Here is a 17,764-nt window from a genome sequence, read left to right as displayed (position 1 = left end):
AGCACGGGGTACTCATAGCCGCTTGCGGAAATGCTCGTTGCCGATGATCAGCAGGCCGGCGCCGACGATCAACGCCGCCCCCAGAAACACCTCGCGACGCGGCACGTCGCCCCAGATCGCAAAGCCGAGCCCGAAGGCCCAGACCAATGAGGTGTATTCGAACGGCGCCACGATCGACACCGGCGCCCGCTTCATGCCTTCGAACAGCATAAATTGCGCCACGCCGCCGAGCGCGCCGACGCTGATCAAAAGCAGCAACTGGCGCCAGTCCGGCATCTGCCAGACCAACAGCGCCGGCACCGTGGAAAACACCAGGAAGTAGAAATTGTTGAGCACAAGCTGGATCAGCGTGCGCTCGGCCAGCGCCGTCTTGCGCAACAGCACCACGGCAATGCCCCACAGCACTGCCGCAGCCAGTACCAAGAGCATCGGCACGGACAAGCCGAGACGAGTGGGATCACAGGCGATGAAGACGCCGACGAAGCCGATGAACACCGCCAGCCAGCGCAACAGAGGCACCTTTTCGCCAAGCATCACCACCGACAGCACGGTGACGATGATCGGGGCGGCGTAATAGATGGTGGTGAGTTCGGCCAGCTGCAGGGAGCGGGCCGCGTTGTAGTAGCAGAGCCAGGCGCCGAGCGTGAAGGCGCTGCGCACCAGCATCGGCCGCACGATGGGCGAGCGCATTGTGTCGGCAAAGATGGGCGGTCCGCCGATTGCAGCACAGCCGATAAGCACAGCGATCGAGCGGAAGAACATGATCTGCCAGACGCTGATGCCGACGACCAGAAGCTTGATCGCGGCGTCCTGCGTCGAAAACAGGAAATAGGCGCAGCCGGTGAACAGGATGCCGGCAAGCACCCTTTCGCGGGTTTCCAGAATGGCAATATCGGCCATGCGGCGTGTCCGGCGCTGTCAAGAGGACGAAGAAGAAGCCTGCCCCAATCAGGCTCCCATTGCAGGCTATACGGGCGAAAGCCTGCGGGGCGCTACGCCACTGGCAAGCTTGCGTTGGCGCAGCCTGGCCGACAGCGTGGGCACGCCGTCACTGTGTTGCCTGGTAGAGCTGTGAAGCGGCCTCCTTCAGGGCGCGCCGGCCGCCCGGCCTGAGATACATCATGTGGCCGCCCTCGATGACGTCGAGACGGATGGGTTTTGCCCCGCCGAGCGTCGGGATTTGGCTCACCAGATAGCGTGAGGCCAGATAGGGAGTGACCAGATCGGTGTCGCCGTTGACGATCACCACGCCGAGCCCCGGGTTGAGCGAGCGCGCCCGCTGCAGATCGTCCATCACCCCGGCATAGCCTTGCCGCGAGCCGCCATAGTCCCAGGCGTGGGTCACATCGCCATTGAGCAACCTGTAGCTGACATCGGTGCGAAAATTCAGCTCGTCGCGCGCATAACCGACAAAGGCCGAGGTCAGCGCCGGCACGCTGCGGTCGAGCACCGGATCCGGGCCGGCGCTGCGGGCGCTCTCCGGGGCGATGTCGCTGGTGGCGATGGTGCCGTCATACGGGCTGAGCACTTTGCCACTGGCGCGCTGGAATTCGCGCGCGAACAGGGCGGTCGGGATGCGGGCGAAATTGCGTTGCACGAGGTCGAGCGGCAGGCCGGTGATATCGGCCACGCGCTGGCTGGCCAGCCGCCCGCCCTGTTCCAGCCCGCCGGTCAGAGCCGTGAGGTAGTCGCCCAGCGCATACTTTTCGACCTCGGCGAGCTTTTCGCGCAGTGCTTCGCCGCTGAGGCCTTCGCTGCGCAGGCGCACCGCCGCCAGCGAGGGCAGTTCCAGCGCCCAATGCAGCGGCTGGAATTCGTCGGGCAGCACCAGCGTGAACTCCAGTGCAGGCGAGATCAGCACGATGCCGTTGGGGCTCAGGCCGACATCTTCCTGCAGGGTCCTGGCGAGAAGTGCCGCGCGGAACCCGCCATAGCTTTCGCCGGCAAGGAAGAGCGGCGATCCGGTGCGGCCGTTCTGGGCGAGATAGAGCCGGATGAAAGCGCCGATCGAACTGGCGTCCGGGCTGACGCCCCAAAAATCTTTCGTGTCCTGGCCGGGGGCCTCGCGGCTGTAGCCGGTGCCGACCGGATCGACGAAGACGAGGTCGGTCATGTCGAGCCAGCTGTCGGGATTGTCGATCAGCTTTTGCGGCGGCGGCAGGAATTGGCCATCGGCGCCGGTCGCGACGACACGCGGGCCGAGTGCGCCGAGATGCAGATAGGCGGATGCCGCGCCCGGGCCGCCATTGAAGACGAAGGTGATGGGGCGAGCCTTCTCCGCGCCCGCCAGTGGCGGCAGCGTATAGGCGACATAGAAGATTTCCGCAGTGACCTCGCCCTTGCCGGATAGCAGCGACAGCGTGCCGGCCTTAGCCTGATAGTCCAGCTTGCGCCCGGCAATGGTGATTGAATGGCTGGTCGTCTGCGGTGCCGGCAGCAGCGACAGCACGCCGCCTGCCGGTGCGGGGCGCTCGGGCGTTTCGGCGAGGACTGGCTGCGCGAAGGCTGCAAGCACCAACAGGGTAAGCGAGATCAGTTTCAGCTTGAACGGCATGATGTCTCCGCGGGAATGACTCTGCTTAGGTATGGCCGGGGCGGTCGAAGTCAAAGTAACTCTTCGTGAGGTAGCATTCCTTCAGCCCCCTCTGTCCTGCCGGACATCTCCCCCCACAGGGGTGGAGATTGGATGTCGCGACCGCCTTCGCTAATCGCCGGCGTAGAAAGCGCCATCGGCGGAGCTGCAGATCTCCACCCTGTGGGGAGGTGGCCGGCAGGCAGAGGGGGGCGCTGTCTCGCCGGCATATCAGTGCTATCAAAGCGCGACGGACTCGAAAAGGAATGCAACATGGACGCCACCGCACTCAAGGCCATGCAGGCACCGATCAAGGAGGCTTATCGCGACGATTCCTCTCGAGCGCTGATCACGCTTCGCGCCAAAGGCTCCATCGACGACCAGTCGATTGCCTGCAAGGTCGAGACGGGGAGGGCGCTGGCGGTCGCCGGCCTGCATCCGGCGACCGGCGGTTCCGGGCTCGAATTGTGTTCGGGCGATATGCTTTTGGAGGCGCTGGTGGCGTGCGCCGGGGTGACGCTGAAGGCGGTGGCCACCGCACTAGAGTTCAAACTCGGCGCGGCGACCGTCGAGGCCGAAGGCGATCTCGATTTTCGCGGCACGCTGGGCGTGGCCAAGGACGCCCCCGTGGGCTTTCGCGCCATCCGGCTGAATTTCAACCTCGACACGGATGAGCCGCAGGATCGCATCGACGCGCTGATCAAGCTGACGGAACGCTATTGCGTGGTCTTCCAGACCATCAACAGCAAGCCGGAGCTGACGGTGAAGGCGCGCGCCTGATCTCCCCCCTTGAGGGGGAGATGTCGCCGAAGGCGACAGAGGGGGTCGGGCCGACTGGACGCGACGCCCTTTGTGCGGAAGGAGGTTGGCACTCTACGCGAGGCGACCCCCTCTGGCCTGCCGGCCATCTCCCCCTCGAGGGGGGAGATTGCGCTACTGCGCCGCAGGCTCTTCCGCGTCGCCCTCATCGGTAAACGGGGAGGCGCTCGGCACGCAGTTGACCGCCCAGCCGGCCGGCGTCGGCTGCTTCTGATATTCGGTAATCGCGTTTGTGCACTGTTCGCGGGTGTCGAAGGTGCTGGGCAGCACCACCATGCCGCCTTGCGGGCCGGCGATCACCAGGTACCAGACCAATGCTACGCTGGGAGCAGCCATGGGAATTCCTCGCTTTGCTGGGTGTCGGAGTCGGGTCGACCCTAGCAACTCCCGGCTGATGGCGAAAGCAGGGCCATGGGGGAGGGACCTGCCGGACCATCACAGACCCGTGAACGAACCGCTCCCAGACGTCTCTCAGTTCGCGGCAAAGCAGTAGAACAGGCCGTCGCCGCCGGTGCCTTTCAGCGCCTCCTGGCTGCAGCCGCCGCGCGAGGCATGCGAGGAGTTCCAGGATTTCGCCGCCGCCGACTCATCAAGGCCGGTGCGGTCGTGATGGCCCATCATCGCCGCGCCCTCCGCCCCGCTCAAGGTCCAGTCGCCGCAGGTCTGGTCGGCGATCTTGGTGCCGTCAGGCTTCGAGCCGGTCAATATGTCGTGCCGGTTCGGCTTGTCGCCGCGGCCATTGACCACTTGGCCCTTCTCGGTCAGCGCCGTCTGCTTGTTGATGGCGTTGGCGTCGCTGTGCAGCGAGGCGACGTCATCGGCAATCTTCTCGCCCTTGGCGTTGACCCAGGGACCCTTGCCGATACGGTCGCGCGCATCGACATTGGCGCTCGAGAGATAGGCGTGCCATTCCTTGCCGGTAACCCCAGCCGCTTCCGCCAGCGAGGCGCAATGCGCGTCGGCACCCTTGAGACCGCCGAGATCGGCGCCTTTGCCGGAACCGACGCTGGTGACGAAGAAACTCATCTTTGCGTCTTGCGCCAGCGCCACGCCGGCTGTGGCGGCAATCGCGGCGGCGGCAACGAGAAGAAGTCTACGCATGTCGGTCCTCCGGTTTCGAATGTCCTACATTCGAAGAAACGTAACTGGGGGCCTGTTTAATCCCGCTACAACCCGGTTTATTCCGGCTGCCGGTAGGCGACGAAGCGGTTGTTCTTGACCTGGAAGATCAGCCCCGTCTCTTTCAGCTCGGGGCTCGCCAGCGGCACGATGCGTTTTGCAACCTCTGAGGGGTGCGGCAGCGTTTCCGGATCCTCGCCGGGCGCGGCCTGTGCACGCATGGCGGTGCGGGTGGCACCGGGGTCGACGGCATTGATGCGGAGCGCCAGGCTCTGCGTCTCATGCGCCCAGGAACGCGTCATGGCTTCCACAGCCGCCTTCGACGCCGCATAGGGCGCCCAGAAGGCGCGCGCCGAATGCGCGGCCCCGGACGACATGAGAATGGCGCGGCCGGCGTCGGACAGCCTGAGCAGCGGGTCGACCGAGCGGATCAGCCGCCAGGTCGAGGTGACATTGATGGTCATTACCTTCTCGAAGGTTTTGGCCTCGACATGGCCGATCGGCGAGATGACGCCGAGCACACCGGCATTGGCCACCAGAATGTCGAGCTTGCCCCAGCGCTCGTGAATGGCGCCGCCCAACCGGTCGATGCCGGCCATGTCTGAGAGGTCGAGAGGCACCAACGTCGCTTCGCCCTTGCCGGTTTTCGCGCGCGCGGCCTTGATCTGGTCGTCGAGTTCTTCCAGCCCGCCGACGGTCCGGGCAACCGCAATGACATGCGCGCCGGCGGCGGCAAGTTCCCTGGCGATGAAGTAGCCGATGCCGCGCGAGGCGCCGGTAACCACCGCGACGCGGCCGGAGAGGTCGAGGGTCATGCGAGCGCTTTCAAGGATAGCAGTTGGGCTTTACGCCCCGTTGTTCGCCAGCAGCGACAGCGTGCGCACATTGTCGTGGCCTTCGAAGTCGAGCAGGCGGGTCGGGTACTGGCCGGTGAAACAGGCGTCGCAGAATTGCGGCTGCTCATTGTCGCGGCTGGCTTCGCCGACGGCGCGGTAGAGCCCGTCAATGGTGAGGAAGCCGAGCGAATCGACACGGATGAACTCGGCCATTTCCTCGATCGACATGCGCGATGCCAAAAGCTTCGACTTCTCCGGCGTGTCGACGCCGTAGAAGCACGACGCGCTGGTCGGCGGCGAGGCGATTCGCATGTGCACTTCCTTGGCGCCGGCGTCGCGCACCATCTGCACGATCTTCTGGCTGGTGGTGCCGCGCACGATCGAATCGTCGACCAACACCACGCGCTTGCCCTCGATCATCCGGCGGTTGGCGTTGTGCTTGAGCTTGACGCCCATATGGCGGATCGAATCGCCGGGCTGGATGAAGGTTCGGCCGACATAGTGGTTGCGGATGATACCGAGTTCGAAGGGGATGCCTGCCGCCTGGGAAAAGCCGATTGCCGCCGGCGTGCCGGAATCCGGCACCGGCACGACGATATCGGCCTCGACCGGGCTTTCCTGCGCCAATTCGGCGCCGATACGCTTGCGCACTTCGTAGACATTGCGGCCTTCCACCGAGGAGTCCGGGCGGGCGAAATAGACATATTCGAAGATGCAGAAGCGGGTCTTCTGCGGCTCGAAGGGGAACAGGCTCTCGATGCCCTTCGAGGTCACCACGACCATTTCGCCGGGCTTCAGGTCGCGCACGAAGCGGGCGCCGATAATGTCGAGCGCGCAGGTTTCGGAGGCCAGGATCCAGGCGCCGTCGAGGTCGCCGAGCACCAGCGGGCGGATGCCGAGCGGATCGCGGCAGCCGATCATCTTCTTGGAGGTCATCGCGACCAGCGAGAAAGCGCCTTCGACCTGACGCACGGCGTCGATGAAGCGCGAATTCAAATCGCGTTCCTTGCTGGTGGCAACGAGATGCAGCAGCGTCTCGGTGTCCGAGGTCGACGAGAAGATCGCGCCCTGTTTCTGCAGCGCGCGCTGCACGGTCATGGCGTTGGTGAGATTGCCGTTATGGGCGACGGCAAAGCCGCCATCGGCGAGTTCGGCGAAGAAAGGCTGGATGTTGCGCATGCCGGCGCCGCCGGTCGTGGCATAGCGCGTGTGGCCGATGGCACGGTTGCCTTGCAGGCTGTCGATGACGTGCTGCTTGGTGAAGGTGTCGCCGATCAGGCCGACATGGCGTTCGACATGGAACTGCGTGCCGTCATAGGAGACGATGCCGGCCGCTTCCTGGCCGCGATGCTGCAGCGCATGCAGGCCTAGCGTGACGATGGCCGCAGCGTCCTGCCGGCCGAAAATGCCGAACACGCCGCATTCGTCGTGAAAATGATCGTCTGCTTCGGCGGAAAGCACGTCGTCCGCGTCTGCCTTCGAAACTGCCATGGGGCTCAAGCTCCGCTAAAATGGCCATATAGTGCGATAGCGCCGCGAAAGCAACGTAGTCAGGCCGGAACTGCCGGGATGGCGCCTGTCCGGCACCATCCGTCCGTATCAGTTTGCCGGCGCGGCCGGAGCAGCGGGCGCGGGTGCGTTATCGGCCGGAGCGTCGGTCTCGTCGTCGGGCGCGGGAGTATCGTCACCGGTTGCCGGAGCATCCGCCGCCGGTGCATCGGCCGCCGGAGGCGTCTCGGCTGCCGGCTGATTCGGATTGAGCTTCTTCAGGATGGCGTTTTCCGGATCTTCGGGCAGCAGGCTTTCCAGCTTGGCGCCGATGGTCTCGAGCAGCGGCTTCGACTTGGCGTTGGCGATCCAGGCAGGGGCCTTGGCGCCGGCCAGCCAGTTGAAGAACAGCAGCGCCACGGCGACGACGAGGACGCCGCGCGCGGCGCCATAGAGGAAGCCCAGCGTACGGTCGAGCGCGCCGATCCTGGAATCGATGATCCAGTCGGCAAGCTTCATGGTGATGACGGAAACGACGATCAGCGCGATGAGGAAGACGATGCCGGCGGATGCCGCCATGGCGATCTTGTCGCTTTCGACATAGGGCTGAACGTAAGGCAGCACCGGCTTGTAGAAGAAGAATGCCGCCGCGGCGGCAGCCGCCCAGGACACGACGGACAGGATTTCGCGTGACAGGCCGCGAACCATGGCGAGCATCGCCGAGACCAGGGTGAAGCCGACGAGAATTCCGTCCAGCAGCGTAATCGGCATGTCATTCGCCCCACTCAGATTGTCTTTTCACGGCTCGGGCGAGCCGCGTCAATCTTCCACGTCGACACGGCTGCGCCGTGAGCCGGCTATGCGTGCGACGAGATCGGCAAGTTCGGTCGGCTGGAAAGCGCCGGCCCCGATCCCCCCGACAACCTCCTCGCTGCCCAAGGGCAGAACCGCACTTCCAAAACCCAGCTTTTCGGCCTCTTTAAGGCGCTGCTGCGCATGCGCAACCGGCCTCACTGCGCCCGACAGGCTGATTTCGCCGAAATAGACGCAATCGGCGGGAAGGGCAAGACCGGTGAGCGACGAAACCAGTGCAGCGGCAACCGCCAGATCGGCCGCCGGCTCGGAAATCCGGTAGCCGCCGGCTACGTTGAGGTAGACATCGTGGGTGCCGAAGCGCACGCCGCAATGGGCTTCGAGCACGGCAAGGATCATCGACAGCCGTGCGCCGTCCCAGCCGACGACGGCACGGCGCGGCGTGCCCAATGTGGACGGCGCCACCAGTGCCTGGATCTCGACCAGCACCGGACGTGTCCCTTCCATGCCGGCAAATACCGCGGCACCCGGCGATTTTGCGTGGCGTTCGCCGAGGAACAGCTCCGACGGATTGGCGACCTCGCGCAAGCCCTTGTCCGACATCTCGAAGACGCCGATCTCGTCGGTCGGCCCAAAACGGTTCTTCACCGTGCGAAGGATGCGATAGTGATGGCCGCCTTCGCCTTCGAAATAGAGAACGGCGTCGACCATGTGCTCGACGACGCGCGGACCGGCGATCTGGCCTTCCTTGGTGACATGGCCGACCAGCACGATGGCAGCACCGGTGGATTTGGCGTAGCGGATCATCGCTTGCGCCGAGGCGCGCACCTGGGTGACGGTGCCGGGCGCCGAGTCGGCCATGTCGGTCCACAGCGTCTGGATGGAATCGAGGATGACGAGGTCCGGCCTTCTGCCGTCGGCTATTGTTGCCAGGATATCCTCGACATTGGTCTCGGCGGCAAGTTCGACCGGCGTGTCGGCGACGCCAAGCCGCTGCGCCCGCAGCCGGATCTGCGCGACAGCCTCTTCGCCCGAGACATAGACGATGCGGTGGCCTTTTGACGCCAATGCTGCTGCGGCCTGGGTGAGCAGCGTCGACTTGCCGATGCCGGGATCGCCGCCGACCAGCAGCGCCGAGCCGCGCACGAAACCGCCGCCGGTGGCGCGGTCGAGTTCGCCAATGCCGGAGATGATCCGCGGCGCATCCTCGATGTCACCGGACAGGCTGGTCAGCACCACGGCGCGGCCCTTGCGCGCATTGCGCGTGTTGGCCGGTCCCGAGCCGATGCCGCCGGACGTGCCTTCCTCGACGAGTGTGTTCCACTCGCCGCAAGCATCGCATTTACCGGCCCAGCGCTGATGCACCGAGCCGCAATTCTGGCAGATGAACTGGACGCGCGATTTAGCCATGGAGTGATGCTGCCTGCAAATGACCGAAGGAGGGTGATCCTGCACACCCCCCTCTGTCCTGCCGGACATCTCCCCCGCAAGGGGGGAGATTGGCTATCGTCGCTGCTTTCGCCAATCCCCAACGTCGCAAGATGAGCGCCATTCGCAAAGCTGCTGATCTCCCCCCTTGCGGGGGAGATGGCCGGCAGGCCAGAGGGGGGTGTGACGGAGCGCTGCGGTAGGCCAAAAAGCTACTCGAACCTCTCCGCAATATGATGCTCTTCGGCGAGGTCGGAAAACCGTGTGAACTCGCCCTGGAAGGCGAGGCTCACCGAACCTGTCGGGCCGTGGCGCTGCTTGGCGACGATGACTTCGGCCTTGCCGCGCATCTCGTTCATCTCGTGTTCCCACTTGATGTACTCGTCGGTGCCGGGCTTCGGCTCGCGGTTCTTCAGATAATATTCCTCGCGATAGACGAACATCACCACGTCGGCGTCCTGCTCGATCGAGCCGGATTCGCGAAGATCGGACAGCTGCGGGCGCTTGTCTTCGCGGCTTTCGACCTGACGCGACAGCTGCGACAGCGCGATGATCGGAACGGAGAGCTCCTTGGCCAGCGCCTTCAGGCCGGTGGTGATCTCGGTGATTTCCTGCACCCGGTTCTGCGACGATTTCGCGCTCGACCCCTGCATCAGCTGGATATAGTCGATGACGATGAGGTCGAGGCCGCGCTGACGCTTCAGCCGCCGCGCCCGCGCCGACAGCTGCGCGATCGAGATACCGCCGGTCTGGTCGATGAACAGCGGGATCTTCTGCATGGTCTGCGAGCAGGCGACCAGCTTTTCGAAATCCATCTCTGAAATCTCGCCGCGGCGGATTTTTGACGACGAAATTTCCGTCTGTTCGGAAATGATGCGGGTGGCGAGCTGCTCGGACGACATTTCCAGTGAGAAGAAGCCGACGACGCCGCCATTGGCTGCCTTGAACGAGCCGTCGGCCTGTTGCGCCGGCTCATACATCTCGGCGATGTTGAAGGCGATGTTGGTGGCGAGCGACGTCTTGCCCATGCCCGGACGGCCGGCAATGATGATCAGATCCGACGCCTGCAGGCCACCCATGCGGCGGTCGAGATCGCGCATGCCGGTGGCGAGGCCCGACAAATGGCCGTCGCGCATATAGGCGGCGTTGGCCATGTCGACGGCGGTCTTGACCGCGTCGGTGAAGCTCTCGAAGCCGCCGTCGTAACGGCCGGTTTCGGCCAGTTCGAACAGCCGCCGCTCGGCATCCTCGATCTGTTCGGACGGCGCCATGTCGACCGGCGCGTCATAGGCGATGTTGACCATGTCCTCGCCGACGGTAATCAGTGCCCGGCGCGTGGCCAGATCGTAGATGGCGCGGCCATAATCGGTGGCATTGACGACGGTGACGGCTTCGACCGCCAGACGAACCACATATTGCGCCACCGTCATGTCGCCGACCTTCTCGTCGGCCGGCAGGAAGGTTTTCAGCGTGATCGGCGTCGCCACCTTGCCCATGCGGATGAGCTCGGCCGCGACCTCGAAGATTTTCCGGTGCAGCGGCTCGTAGAAATGGCCGGCCTTGAGGAAGTCGGAGACGCGGTAGAAGGCATCGTTGTTGACGAGGATGGCGCCGAGCAGCGCCTGCTCGGCCTCGATGTTGTTCGGCGCTTCACGATAAAGCGGTTGCTGCTCCGCCACGCCGAATTTTCGCGCTGCCTCTGCCATGATGTCCCCGATTTTGATCCCGGCTTCTCGATATCAGAACGAGATAAATCGGTGCTGACCTTTCTGCATCACCGCACGACCAATCAACCTTGATGCCCCGTTTGTTCACAGGGGCGGCAAACCGTCCACAGAAGAGTGTTTCCGCGCCCCGATTCCGGTTGACTCAGAAAGGCGCTGACTTTTATCCGAGTCGTTGGAACAGAGCAAGAACAATCTCGGTGATTATCCGCTTCTTCCGTCCAATGTATCGCCCCAGTCCAGCCGCCGCGCTGCCTTGAACAACTCGCCCTCGCGCTTGGTGAAAAGTGTCTCGCCGGCGCCGCCATCCGGCTGGCACAGTTTGAGCAGCACCTTGCCGGAGCCCGATTTCGGCGGCGCAATCACGCGCGGCTGACGTGCAGGCGCGGGTTGCCGCGAAGCCGCGACGTAGATGAATTTCTCGTCCTCCCACGGCACGTCGGCGTCCTTGGCCAGGCGATGCAGGCGCGAGCGGGCGACGCGGCGCGAAAAATGACACCAGTCGGGGGGCTCAAGCGGGCAGGGCGCCTCATGCGGACAAGGCGCCAGCACATGCGCCCCGGCCTCCAGCAATTGCCTGCGCACTGCCAGGATGCGCTGCCAGCCGGCCGGTGTGCCGGGCTCGACGATCAGCAGTGTGTCGCCGGTCAACTGCCAGAGCCGGCCGACAAGCTTCGGCAGCGATGCCGGCGCGATTTCGTCCAGCACATAGGCGCAGGTGACCAGATCGGCAGGCTTGAGATCGGCAAGGTCGATGGTCACGTCGCCGGCGCGCCAGTCCATCCTGGTGGCGATGGTATCAAGGGCGAGCGACTGGCCAACCTTGCGCACCGCGGCGCTTGCTTCAACCAGAACCGCCTCTTCGAGGTCGGGCCACAGGTCTGTAGTGGCCCAAAGCACCGTGCCAGGACCGGCGCCGACATCGAGCAGGCTCGTTGGCTGGAAATCGGGCCGCGCATAGGCGAGTTCGTCGAGACCGGCCCGTACCGCCGCGTAGGTCGCCGGCAGCCGCGTCGCCAGATAGGCTTTTACCGCCATCTCTTCGGCCATGTGCAGGCGGCCGTCGCGCAATTCGGCGCGGTAGCGGTCAGACAGCGTCTTCGCCGCCTGGCGCAGCACCGCCAGCGGTATCGTTTCGAGCAGGCGCTCGACGCCTTGTCGCAGCGAGGCGGGGAGTTCCACGCTCAGGCTCCGCGTGCCGCGAGCACCGAGGCGCGGGCGAACTCGACAAGGGTGGTGGCGATGGTGGGCAGGCAGGTCATTAAAAAAGGTCTCGCGAGAACGAGACCTTTTTCAGTGTCAGAGCCGTCAATGGCAAGCGGCAATCGCAATCGAGGCGTTATTCGCGATCCGCCACCTTGCGACGGCGCGCTGGCTTGGCCGCAACGGACCTGACAGCAACGGACCTGGCAGGCACAGACCTGGCGACAGCAGGCTCGGCGGCCGCCGCCTCCTGACGATGCCCCATTTCGCGCATTTCGAGCGCCTTTTCACATTTTGCCATGTAGTCGCGCGTCATTGGCAGCGTGTCGTTCTTCTTGGCGATCTGGATCTGGAAGATCACCAGATCCTGCCAGCGGAAGGCGGCTTCCGAAGCCGCCAGATAGAACTCCCACATCCTGCAGAAGCGCTCGTCATAGATGGCCTTGGCCTTGTCGCGGTTGGCGGCAAAGCGCTGGCCCCAATGCTTCAGCGTATCGGCATAGTGCAGCCGCAGAATCTCGATGTCGGTGACCACAAGCCCCGACTTCTCGATCGCCGGCATCACCTCCGACAGCGAGGGAATGTAGCCGCCCGGAAAAATGTACTTGCGGATGAAGGCGCTGGTCGCCCACGGCACGCCGGAGCGGCCGATCGTGTGCAAGAGCATGACGCCATCGGGCTTCAACAGCGTCGCCGACTTGTCGAAGAAGGTGCGGAAGTGGTTGACGCCGACATGCTCGAACATCCCGACCGAGACGATGCGGTCGAAGCGTTCGTTGAGCTCGCGGTAGTCCTTGAGGTCGAAATGCACGCGGTCCTGCAAGCCTTGCGCATGCGCCCGGTCGGTGGCGACGCCGTGCTGCTCGGTCGACAGCGTCACGCCTTGCACGTCGACATCGAAAGCCTTGGCGAGATAGAGGCCGAGTCCACCCCAGCCGGAGCCGATATCGAGCACGGTCTGCCCGGCCTTCAGCCTGAGCTTGGCGGCGATATGGCGTTTCTTGGCCATCTGCGCCTCGTCGAGCGTCATGTCCGGCTGTTCGAAATAGGCGCAGGAATACTGCATGTCCTCGTCGAGGAAGAGCCGGTAGATGTCACCCGACAAATCATAGTGGCGCTGCACGTTGCGGCGCGCCCGCGATGCGGTGTTGATCTGCTGCAGGCGGCGAAAGGCGTGGCGCAGGCCCTCGATAGCCTTCGACCAGGTGGCGTCGATACCGCCGCTGCCCATGTTCTGGAAGGCGATGCGCATCATACCCAGTACGCCGCCCTCGATGATGTCGAGTTCGCCGTCCATATAGGCTTCCGGCACCGCCAGCATCGGATCGAAGGTAATGGCGCGCTCGGCATGCGCGGTCTTGATGTGCATATGCACCGGCTCGCCGCTGCCGTCGCCGAAAACCACTGTCGAGCCCTTCGGGCCGGTGACTTTCAGATTGCCCGTACGCACCAGGCGGTCGAGAACGCGTTTCAACAGAATATTCATCACCAAATGTCCCCTCACGGTCAGACTGGCGGACCAATTCTGCAACAATATATAGGGGTTCGAAAAGTTCCATTTGGCACAAAAATGCCCGGGCGAGAGGCCCGGGCATTGGTCCAGAAAGGCTGGATGACGAGGAAGTGATTGGAGCGCTGCTCCCTCGCTTCCCGATCAGGCCCAGTGCGGGATCAGGCGTTGTCTTCTTCGCCGCCTTCGAACTCGGTGTTCGGGTCGAAGAAGTTCTCCGGCCGTGCGTTGTCGTTGATGTCATCGCCATAGATGGCTTCGGCGGTGGTCAGCGTCTCGCCCTTGGCCTGGCGCTGGGCTTCGTCGGCCGTGCGGGCGATGTTGAGGCTGATGGTGACCTCGACTTCCGGATGCAGCGCAATCGCCACATTGGTGACGCCGATGGTCTTGATCGGCTGGTTGAGCTGGATCTGGTTGCGGTTGACCGAGAACCCTTCGGCGGTCAGCAGGTCGGCGATGTCGCGGGTCGACACCGAACCGTAGAGCTGGCCTGTCTCGCCGGCCGAACGCACGGCGATGAAGCTCTTGCCGTCGAGCTTTTCGGCAACCTGGCTGGCTTCCGACTTGCGCTCGAGGTTGCGCGCTTCGAGCTGCGCGCGCTGCCCTTCGAACTTCTTCTTGTTGGCTTCGTTGGCGCGCAGCGCCTTGCCCTGCGGCAAGAGGAAGTTGCGGGCAAAGCCGTCCTTGACCTTGACGGTATCGCCCATCTGGCCGAGGCGGGAAACGCGTTCGAGAAGAATCACTTGCATGGTTTTGTTCCTTCGTCTGGGCACCGACCGCGGGATCGGCGCCGAATTGAATGGAACAGGTCAGGAAGCTCTGAGCGCCTTGGCGCCGGTGTCGCTGTCCTGCCTGTCGCGGCAGTTAGAGGCTTTTCACCTCAACTCGGGATTTCAATGCATGTCGCCAAGAGTGGTCCCGGTTTTGGGACAACGACATGCATCATCAAATTACCCCTGCGGCGCCCGTCGCCGTGGGAGAAGGAAGCAGGCGGCGAACCGCCCGCTCGAAAGTCTTAGCGAACCACGTAGGGCAGCAGGCCGAGGAAGCGGGCGCGCTTGATCGCCTTGGCGAGTTCGCGCTGCTTCTTCTGGCTGACGGCGGTGATGCGCGACGGCACGATCTTGCCGCGCTCGGAAATGTAGCGCTGCAGAAGACGCACGTCCTTGTAGTCGATCTTGGGCGCGTTGGCGCCGGAGAACGGGCAGGTCTTGCGGCGGCGATGGAACGGGCGCCGGGTCGGGATCTGATTGATGTCGACCATTATTCTGCACCTCCTTCAACGCCTTCGCGCGGACGGCGCGGACCACGATCACCACCGGCGTCGCCAAATGAGCGCGGCGGACGATCGCCACGGTCGCCGCGATCACGGTCGCCGAACGAGCGCGGACCACGATCACCACGGTCGCGGTCGCCGAAGCCGCCGCGTTCCGAGCGCTCTTCGCGCTTCTGCATCATGGCCGACGGGCCTTCCTCATGCGCCTCGACCTTGACGGTCAGGAAACGCAGCACGTCCTCGGACAGGCCCATCTGGCGCTCCATCTCGTTGAGCGCTGCCGGCGGGCAGTTGAGGTCCATAAGCGTGTAGTAAGCCTTCCGGTTCTTGTTGACCCGGTAGGTGAGGGACTTCAGTCCCCAGTTCTCGACCCGGCCGACGGACCCGCCATTTGCGGAGATGACGCCCTTGTACTGTTCGACAAGCGCATCGACCTGCTGCTGCGAGAGGTCCTGCCGGGCAAGGAACACATGTTCGTATAGAGCCATAGTGGTTCAGTGCCTTTCTTCGTTTCTCTCCCGGATCCTCGCGGCAAAAGCCTCTGCAACTTCTCTGACCCGCTGGTCCCGAGGGGGCGAGGAAGAAAGGAGCATTTCGAGACGGTCGAGAGCGGAGACACGGGAGGCGGAAGCGCTTCTGGCTTCACACGAAGGTTTTGGGTAAAACCTCCGGCCCTCCGTTCAGCCCCCAGCAAGGACCGGCAGATTGCGGGCGTCTATATTAGCAATTTGGCTGGAAGGCAAGGGTAACGCATGCTCCGGACAGCGTCCTGGCGTCGCAGGGTTGGAAAAGACCAGGCATCAACTCGTATGCGGGGTACGACCGTTGATCGTTTCGGGGAAGAAGTCCGGAGCCGCCTTACGCTTGCCGAACATCATATCGTATTGCAGCATGCGGAAATCGTTGATCGCCGGATCGATGTCCTTCTGCCGCGCCCAGTCCGCCGTGGCCTCACCTGACGGTGTCAGAAGCAGATTGCGATCCACGACGCGATAGCGTTCGCGCAGCGCGCCTAAGAAGCCGGTATAGTAGGGGTGCGTGATCCCGGCCGTGGTAAGGATATGGTAGGGCAGGAAGGCCGGGCTCACCGCGCCCATATCCTGCGCCGGACCGGTGCGGTTAGACCAGATGACCAGCGGCGTCTGATGATGCTCCAGTGCCGCCTCCGGCGTCGGTTCCTTGCGCGGCGCGACATTGTCCTTCAGGTAACCGGTTTCGACATAGACGGGGCCGAGCGGCGGCAGATGGTCGCCGAAGAAGGCGATGACCGTCGGCCGCTCGCGCTTCTTCGCCCATTCGATCAATCGTTCGAGGCCACGGTCGGCATCGGCGGAGCCTTCGGCATAGCTGAGCAGCGATTCCCGCGCCCATGTGCTGATCGGCGCCGCGACCTTGTGGGTCGGATTGTAATAGCGGTACGGCTCGTAGGGACCGTGGTTCTGCAGGCTGACGGCGAAGAAGAACACCGGCCGCTCGCTGGCGTCGGCCTCTGCGATGATCTCGTCGGTCATCGACGCATCGGAAGCCAGCGGCCCGCGCTTTTCCAGTGGCGGCAGCGTCTCTTCCGAGCGGAAATCGTTGAAACCGAAATCGGCATAGACGGCGCCTCTGTTCCAGAACCAGTTGGTGCCCGGATGGATGGCGCGCGCCCGGTAGCCCTCGCTTTTCAGGAAGGTCGCCAGCGACGGCGTCGGCGTGCGCACATATTGCTGGTAGGGGATCGAGCCTGCCGGCAGGAAGGCATTGGAAAAGCCGGTCAGCGCCTCGAATTCGATGTTGGCGGTCATGCCGCCGAATTCCGGCGAAAACATATAGCCGGAACGCAGCGCCCGCACATTGGGGATCGGGTCAGGCGTGATTGTGACGCCGGGCAGCTTGGTCGGATCCCAGAAAGATTCGCTCATCACCACGATGATGTCGGGTTTCTCATCCGGTACCGAGGCCGCCACAGCAGGCCTGTCGATCGCGTCGATCGCCTTGTCGGAATAGCCCGCCGGCGCCGAGACATGCGCCATCGGCACGTTGAGCGCGAAGGCCAGCGCAAACCCGTTGGAGGCGTAGTTCTCCTTCTGGTCCCACATGATCGGGATGATCTGCAGCCGGTCGCGGGTCCATGAGAAGGTGGCGTAGTCCATGATCGAGACGAAGAAGGCGAGCAGCGGCACTGCCAGCGTCAGCCGCGCCAGCCGCCCTTTGCGGCTGAGGATCGGAACCTTGCGGCGCCACAACCGCCAGCCATAGATCAGCAGCGACAGGCCGGCGACGATGCCGACCGCCATGGCGAGCGCCGTCCAAGGCCGCTCGCGCACCAGGAGCGGCATCAGTGCCATGATCTGGCGCGAATAAAGAAAATCGGTTGGGTAGAGCGGATCGCCGAGATAATGCGACTTCTGATGCCCGACAAAGGCCAGCGCCAGCGTCAGCGGCGCCACGATCATCAGGCTCTGGTGACTGCGGCCAAGCACGGCGTCCAGTCCCATCAGCACCAATGCAAAGACAATGATGGTGGTCCAGCCCGGCTTGAATGGCTGCAGGAAGAAGTCGACTGTGCCGAAGAAGTCGCCGCGCACGATCCATTCGATGGCGAACACCAGGATGGCGGAGGCAAGCAGCGTGACCAGACCGTAGCGGATGACCGGCCATCTGCGCCCCGGCAGGTAGCCGGTGGACGGATCGTCTTCCAAGAACTGTGGCGCGGATACGGCCGCGCCCTTCCTGATCCTAGCCACGTCTCTTCCCCCGGCCCAAGCAACGCGAATTTCCACTCGCGCCACCGTTCTGTCATAGAACTGTCATGCAAAAGCTAGCGCCTGTGGCGAAAATAAGAAGAGCCAGCAAACGATTCGTGAGCGGTTTTCATCAGGTGTGATCGGCGAAAAGCCTTTGGGAACAGGGACTCGAGGTCAGCTCCGGTTCAAGCGAGAGCGGAAATGCCGCCTCCGGGCTTGACTTGACGGTCCGCCTTGCGTCACAGGC

General features: G+C 63.9%; 16 protein-coding genes. 1 reads left to right on the top strand and 15 read right to left on the bottom strand.

Annotated elements, in window-relative coordinates:
- Nucleotides 1–12: 12 nt before the first annotated feature.
- Both ACYG9Y_RS17190 and ACYG9Y_RS17185 read right to left on the bottom strand, forming a co-directional pair.
- On the bottom strand, nucleotides 13–900 hold the full coding sequence (locus tag ACYG9Y_RS17190; protein ID WP_023689123.1) for a DMT family transporter: 888 nt from the start codon (nucleotides 898–900) through the stop codon (nucleotides 13–15).
- A gap of 148 nt (nucleotides 901–1,048) precedes the next feature.
- Nucleotides 1,049–2,554: a S10 family peptidase gene (locus tag ACYG9Y_RS17185; protein WP_023738598.1), complete on the bottom strand. Its 1,506-nt coding sequence runs from the start codon at nucleotides 2,552–2,554 to the stop codon at nucleotides 1,049–1,051.
- Between the two features lie 291 nt (nucleotides 2,555–2,845).
- Here ACYG9Y_RS17185 and ACYG9Y_RS17180 point away from each other — a divergent pair, with 291 nt between their 5' ends.
- Entirely contained in the window at nucleotides 2,846–3,352 is a 507-nt protein-coding gene (locus tag ACYG9Y_RS17180; RefSeq protein ID WP_023702954.1) for an OsmC family protein, read from the top strand.
- Between the two features lie 153 nt (nucleotides 3,353–3,505).
- Here ACYG9Y_RS17180 and ACYG9Y_RS17175 read toward each other — a convergent pair whose 3' ends face one another.
- The 13 genes from ACYG9Y_RS17175 to ACYG9Y_RS17115 form a co-directional block, all read right to left on the bottom strand.
- Nucleotides 3,506–3,727: a hypothetical protein gene (locus tag ACYG9Y_RS17175; protein ID WP_023689120.1), complete on the bottom strand. Its 222-nt coding sequence runs from the start codon at nucleotides 3,725–3,727 to the stop codon at nucleotides 3,506–3,508.
- Between the two features lie 135 nt (nucleotides 3,728–3,862).
- On the bottom strand, nucleotides 3,863–4,492 hold the full coding sequence (locus ACYG9Y_RS17170) for a hypothetical protein (RefSeq protein ID WP_023708609.1): 630 nt from the start codon (nucleotides 4,490–4,492) through the stop codon (nucleotides 3,863–3,865).
- Between the two features lie 77 nt (nucleotides 4,493–4,569).
- Nucleotides 4,570–5,325: an SDR family NAD(P)-dependent oxidoreductase gene (locus ACYG9Y_RS17165; RefSeq protein WP_023738599.1), complete on the bottom strand. Its 756-nt coding sequence runs from the start codon at nucleotides 5,323–5,325 to the stop codon at nucleotides 4,570–4,572.
- A gap of 30 nt (nucleotides 5,326–5,355) precedes the next feature.
- Complete coding sequence (gene purF, locus ACYG9Y_RS17160) at nucleotides 5,356–6,837, bottom strand: amidophosphoribosyltransferase (protein WP_023672714.1); 1,482 nt, start codon at nucleotides 6,835–6,837, stop codon at nucleotides 5,356–5,358.
- Between the two features lie 108 nt (nucleotides 6,838–6,945).
- Entirely contained in the window at nucleotides 6,946–7,605 is a 660-nt protein-coding gene (locus tag ACYG9Y_RS17155; protein ID WP_023738600.1) for a CvpA family protein, read from the bottom strand.
- 48 nt (nucleotides 7,606–7,653) lie between these two features.
- Complete coding sequence (gene radA, locus ACYG9Y_RS17150) at nucleotides 7,654–9,057, bottom strand: DNA repair protein RadA (protein WP_023672716.1); 1,404 nt, start codon at nucleotides 9,055–9,057, stop codon at nucleotides 7,654–7,656.
- A 230-nt stretch (nucleotides 9,058–9,287) separates the two neighbouring features.
- Nucleotides 9,288–10,781 carry a replicative DNA helicase gene (locus ACYG9Y_RS17145; RefSeq protein WP_023731144.1) on the bottom strand — a complete coding sequence of 498 codons (1,494 nt, stop codon included), beginning with the start codon at nucleotides 10,779–10,781 and terminating at the stop codon, nucleotides 9,288–9,290.
- 222 nt (nucleotides 10,782–11,003) lie between these two features.
- On the bottom strand, nucleotides 11,004–11,981 hold the full coding sequence (locus ACYG9Y_RS17140; protein ID WP_023738601.1) for a small ribosomal subunit Rsm22 family protein: 978 nt from the start codon (nucleotides 11,979–11,981) through the stop codon (nucleotides 11,004–11,006).
- 157 nt (nucleotides 11,982–12,138) lie between these two features.
- Nucleotides 12,139–13,488: an SAM-dependent methyltransferase gene (locus tag ACYG9Y_RS17135; protein WP_023738602.1), complete on the bottom strand. Its 1,350-nt coding sequence runs from the start codon at nucleotides 13,486–13,488 to the stop codon at nucleotides 12,139–12,141.
- 185 nt (nucleotides 13,489–13,673) lie between these two features.
- Nucleotides 13,674–14,261, bottom strand: coding sequence for a 50S ribosomal protein L9 (gene rplI, locus ACYG9Y_RS17130; protein WP_023738603.1), 588 nt, complete (start codon nucleotides 14,259–14,261; stop codon nucleotides 13,674–13,676).
- A 266-nt stretch (nucleotides 14,262–14,527) separates the two neighbouring features.
- Nucleotides 14,528–14,776: a 30S ribosomal protein S18 gene (gene rpsR / locus ACYG9Y_RS17125; RefSeq protein ID WP_006203718.1), complete on the bottom strand. Its 249-nt coding sequence runs from the start codon at nucleotides 14,774–14,776 to the stop codon at nucleotides 14,528–14,530.
- Entirely contained in the window at nucleotides 14,776–15,276 is a 501-nt protein-coding gene (gene rpsF / locus ACYG9Y_RS17120; RefSeq protein ID WP_023672722.1) for a 30S ribosomal protein S6, read from the bottom strand. The genes rpsR and rpsF overlap by 1 nt, the downstream gene beginning before the upstream one ends.
- Before the next feature lie 312 nt (nucleotides 15,277–15,588).
- Entirely contained in the window at nucleotides 15,589–17,517 is a 1,929-nt protein-coding gene (locus tag ACYG9Y_RS17115) for an LTA synthase family protein (protein WP_023738604.1), read from the bottom strand.
- Between the last annotated feature and the right edge of the window lie 247 nt (nucleotides 17,518–17,764).

Source organism: Mesorhizobium sp. W050 (genome assembly GCF_054719535.1).
The sequence above is the reverse complement of the archived record's forward strand: the minus strand, read 5'-3'. Positions and strand labels throughout refer to the sequence as shown.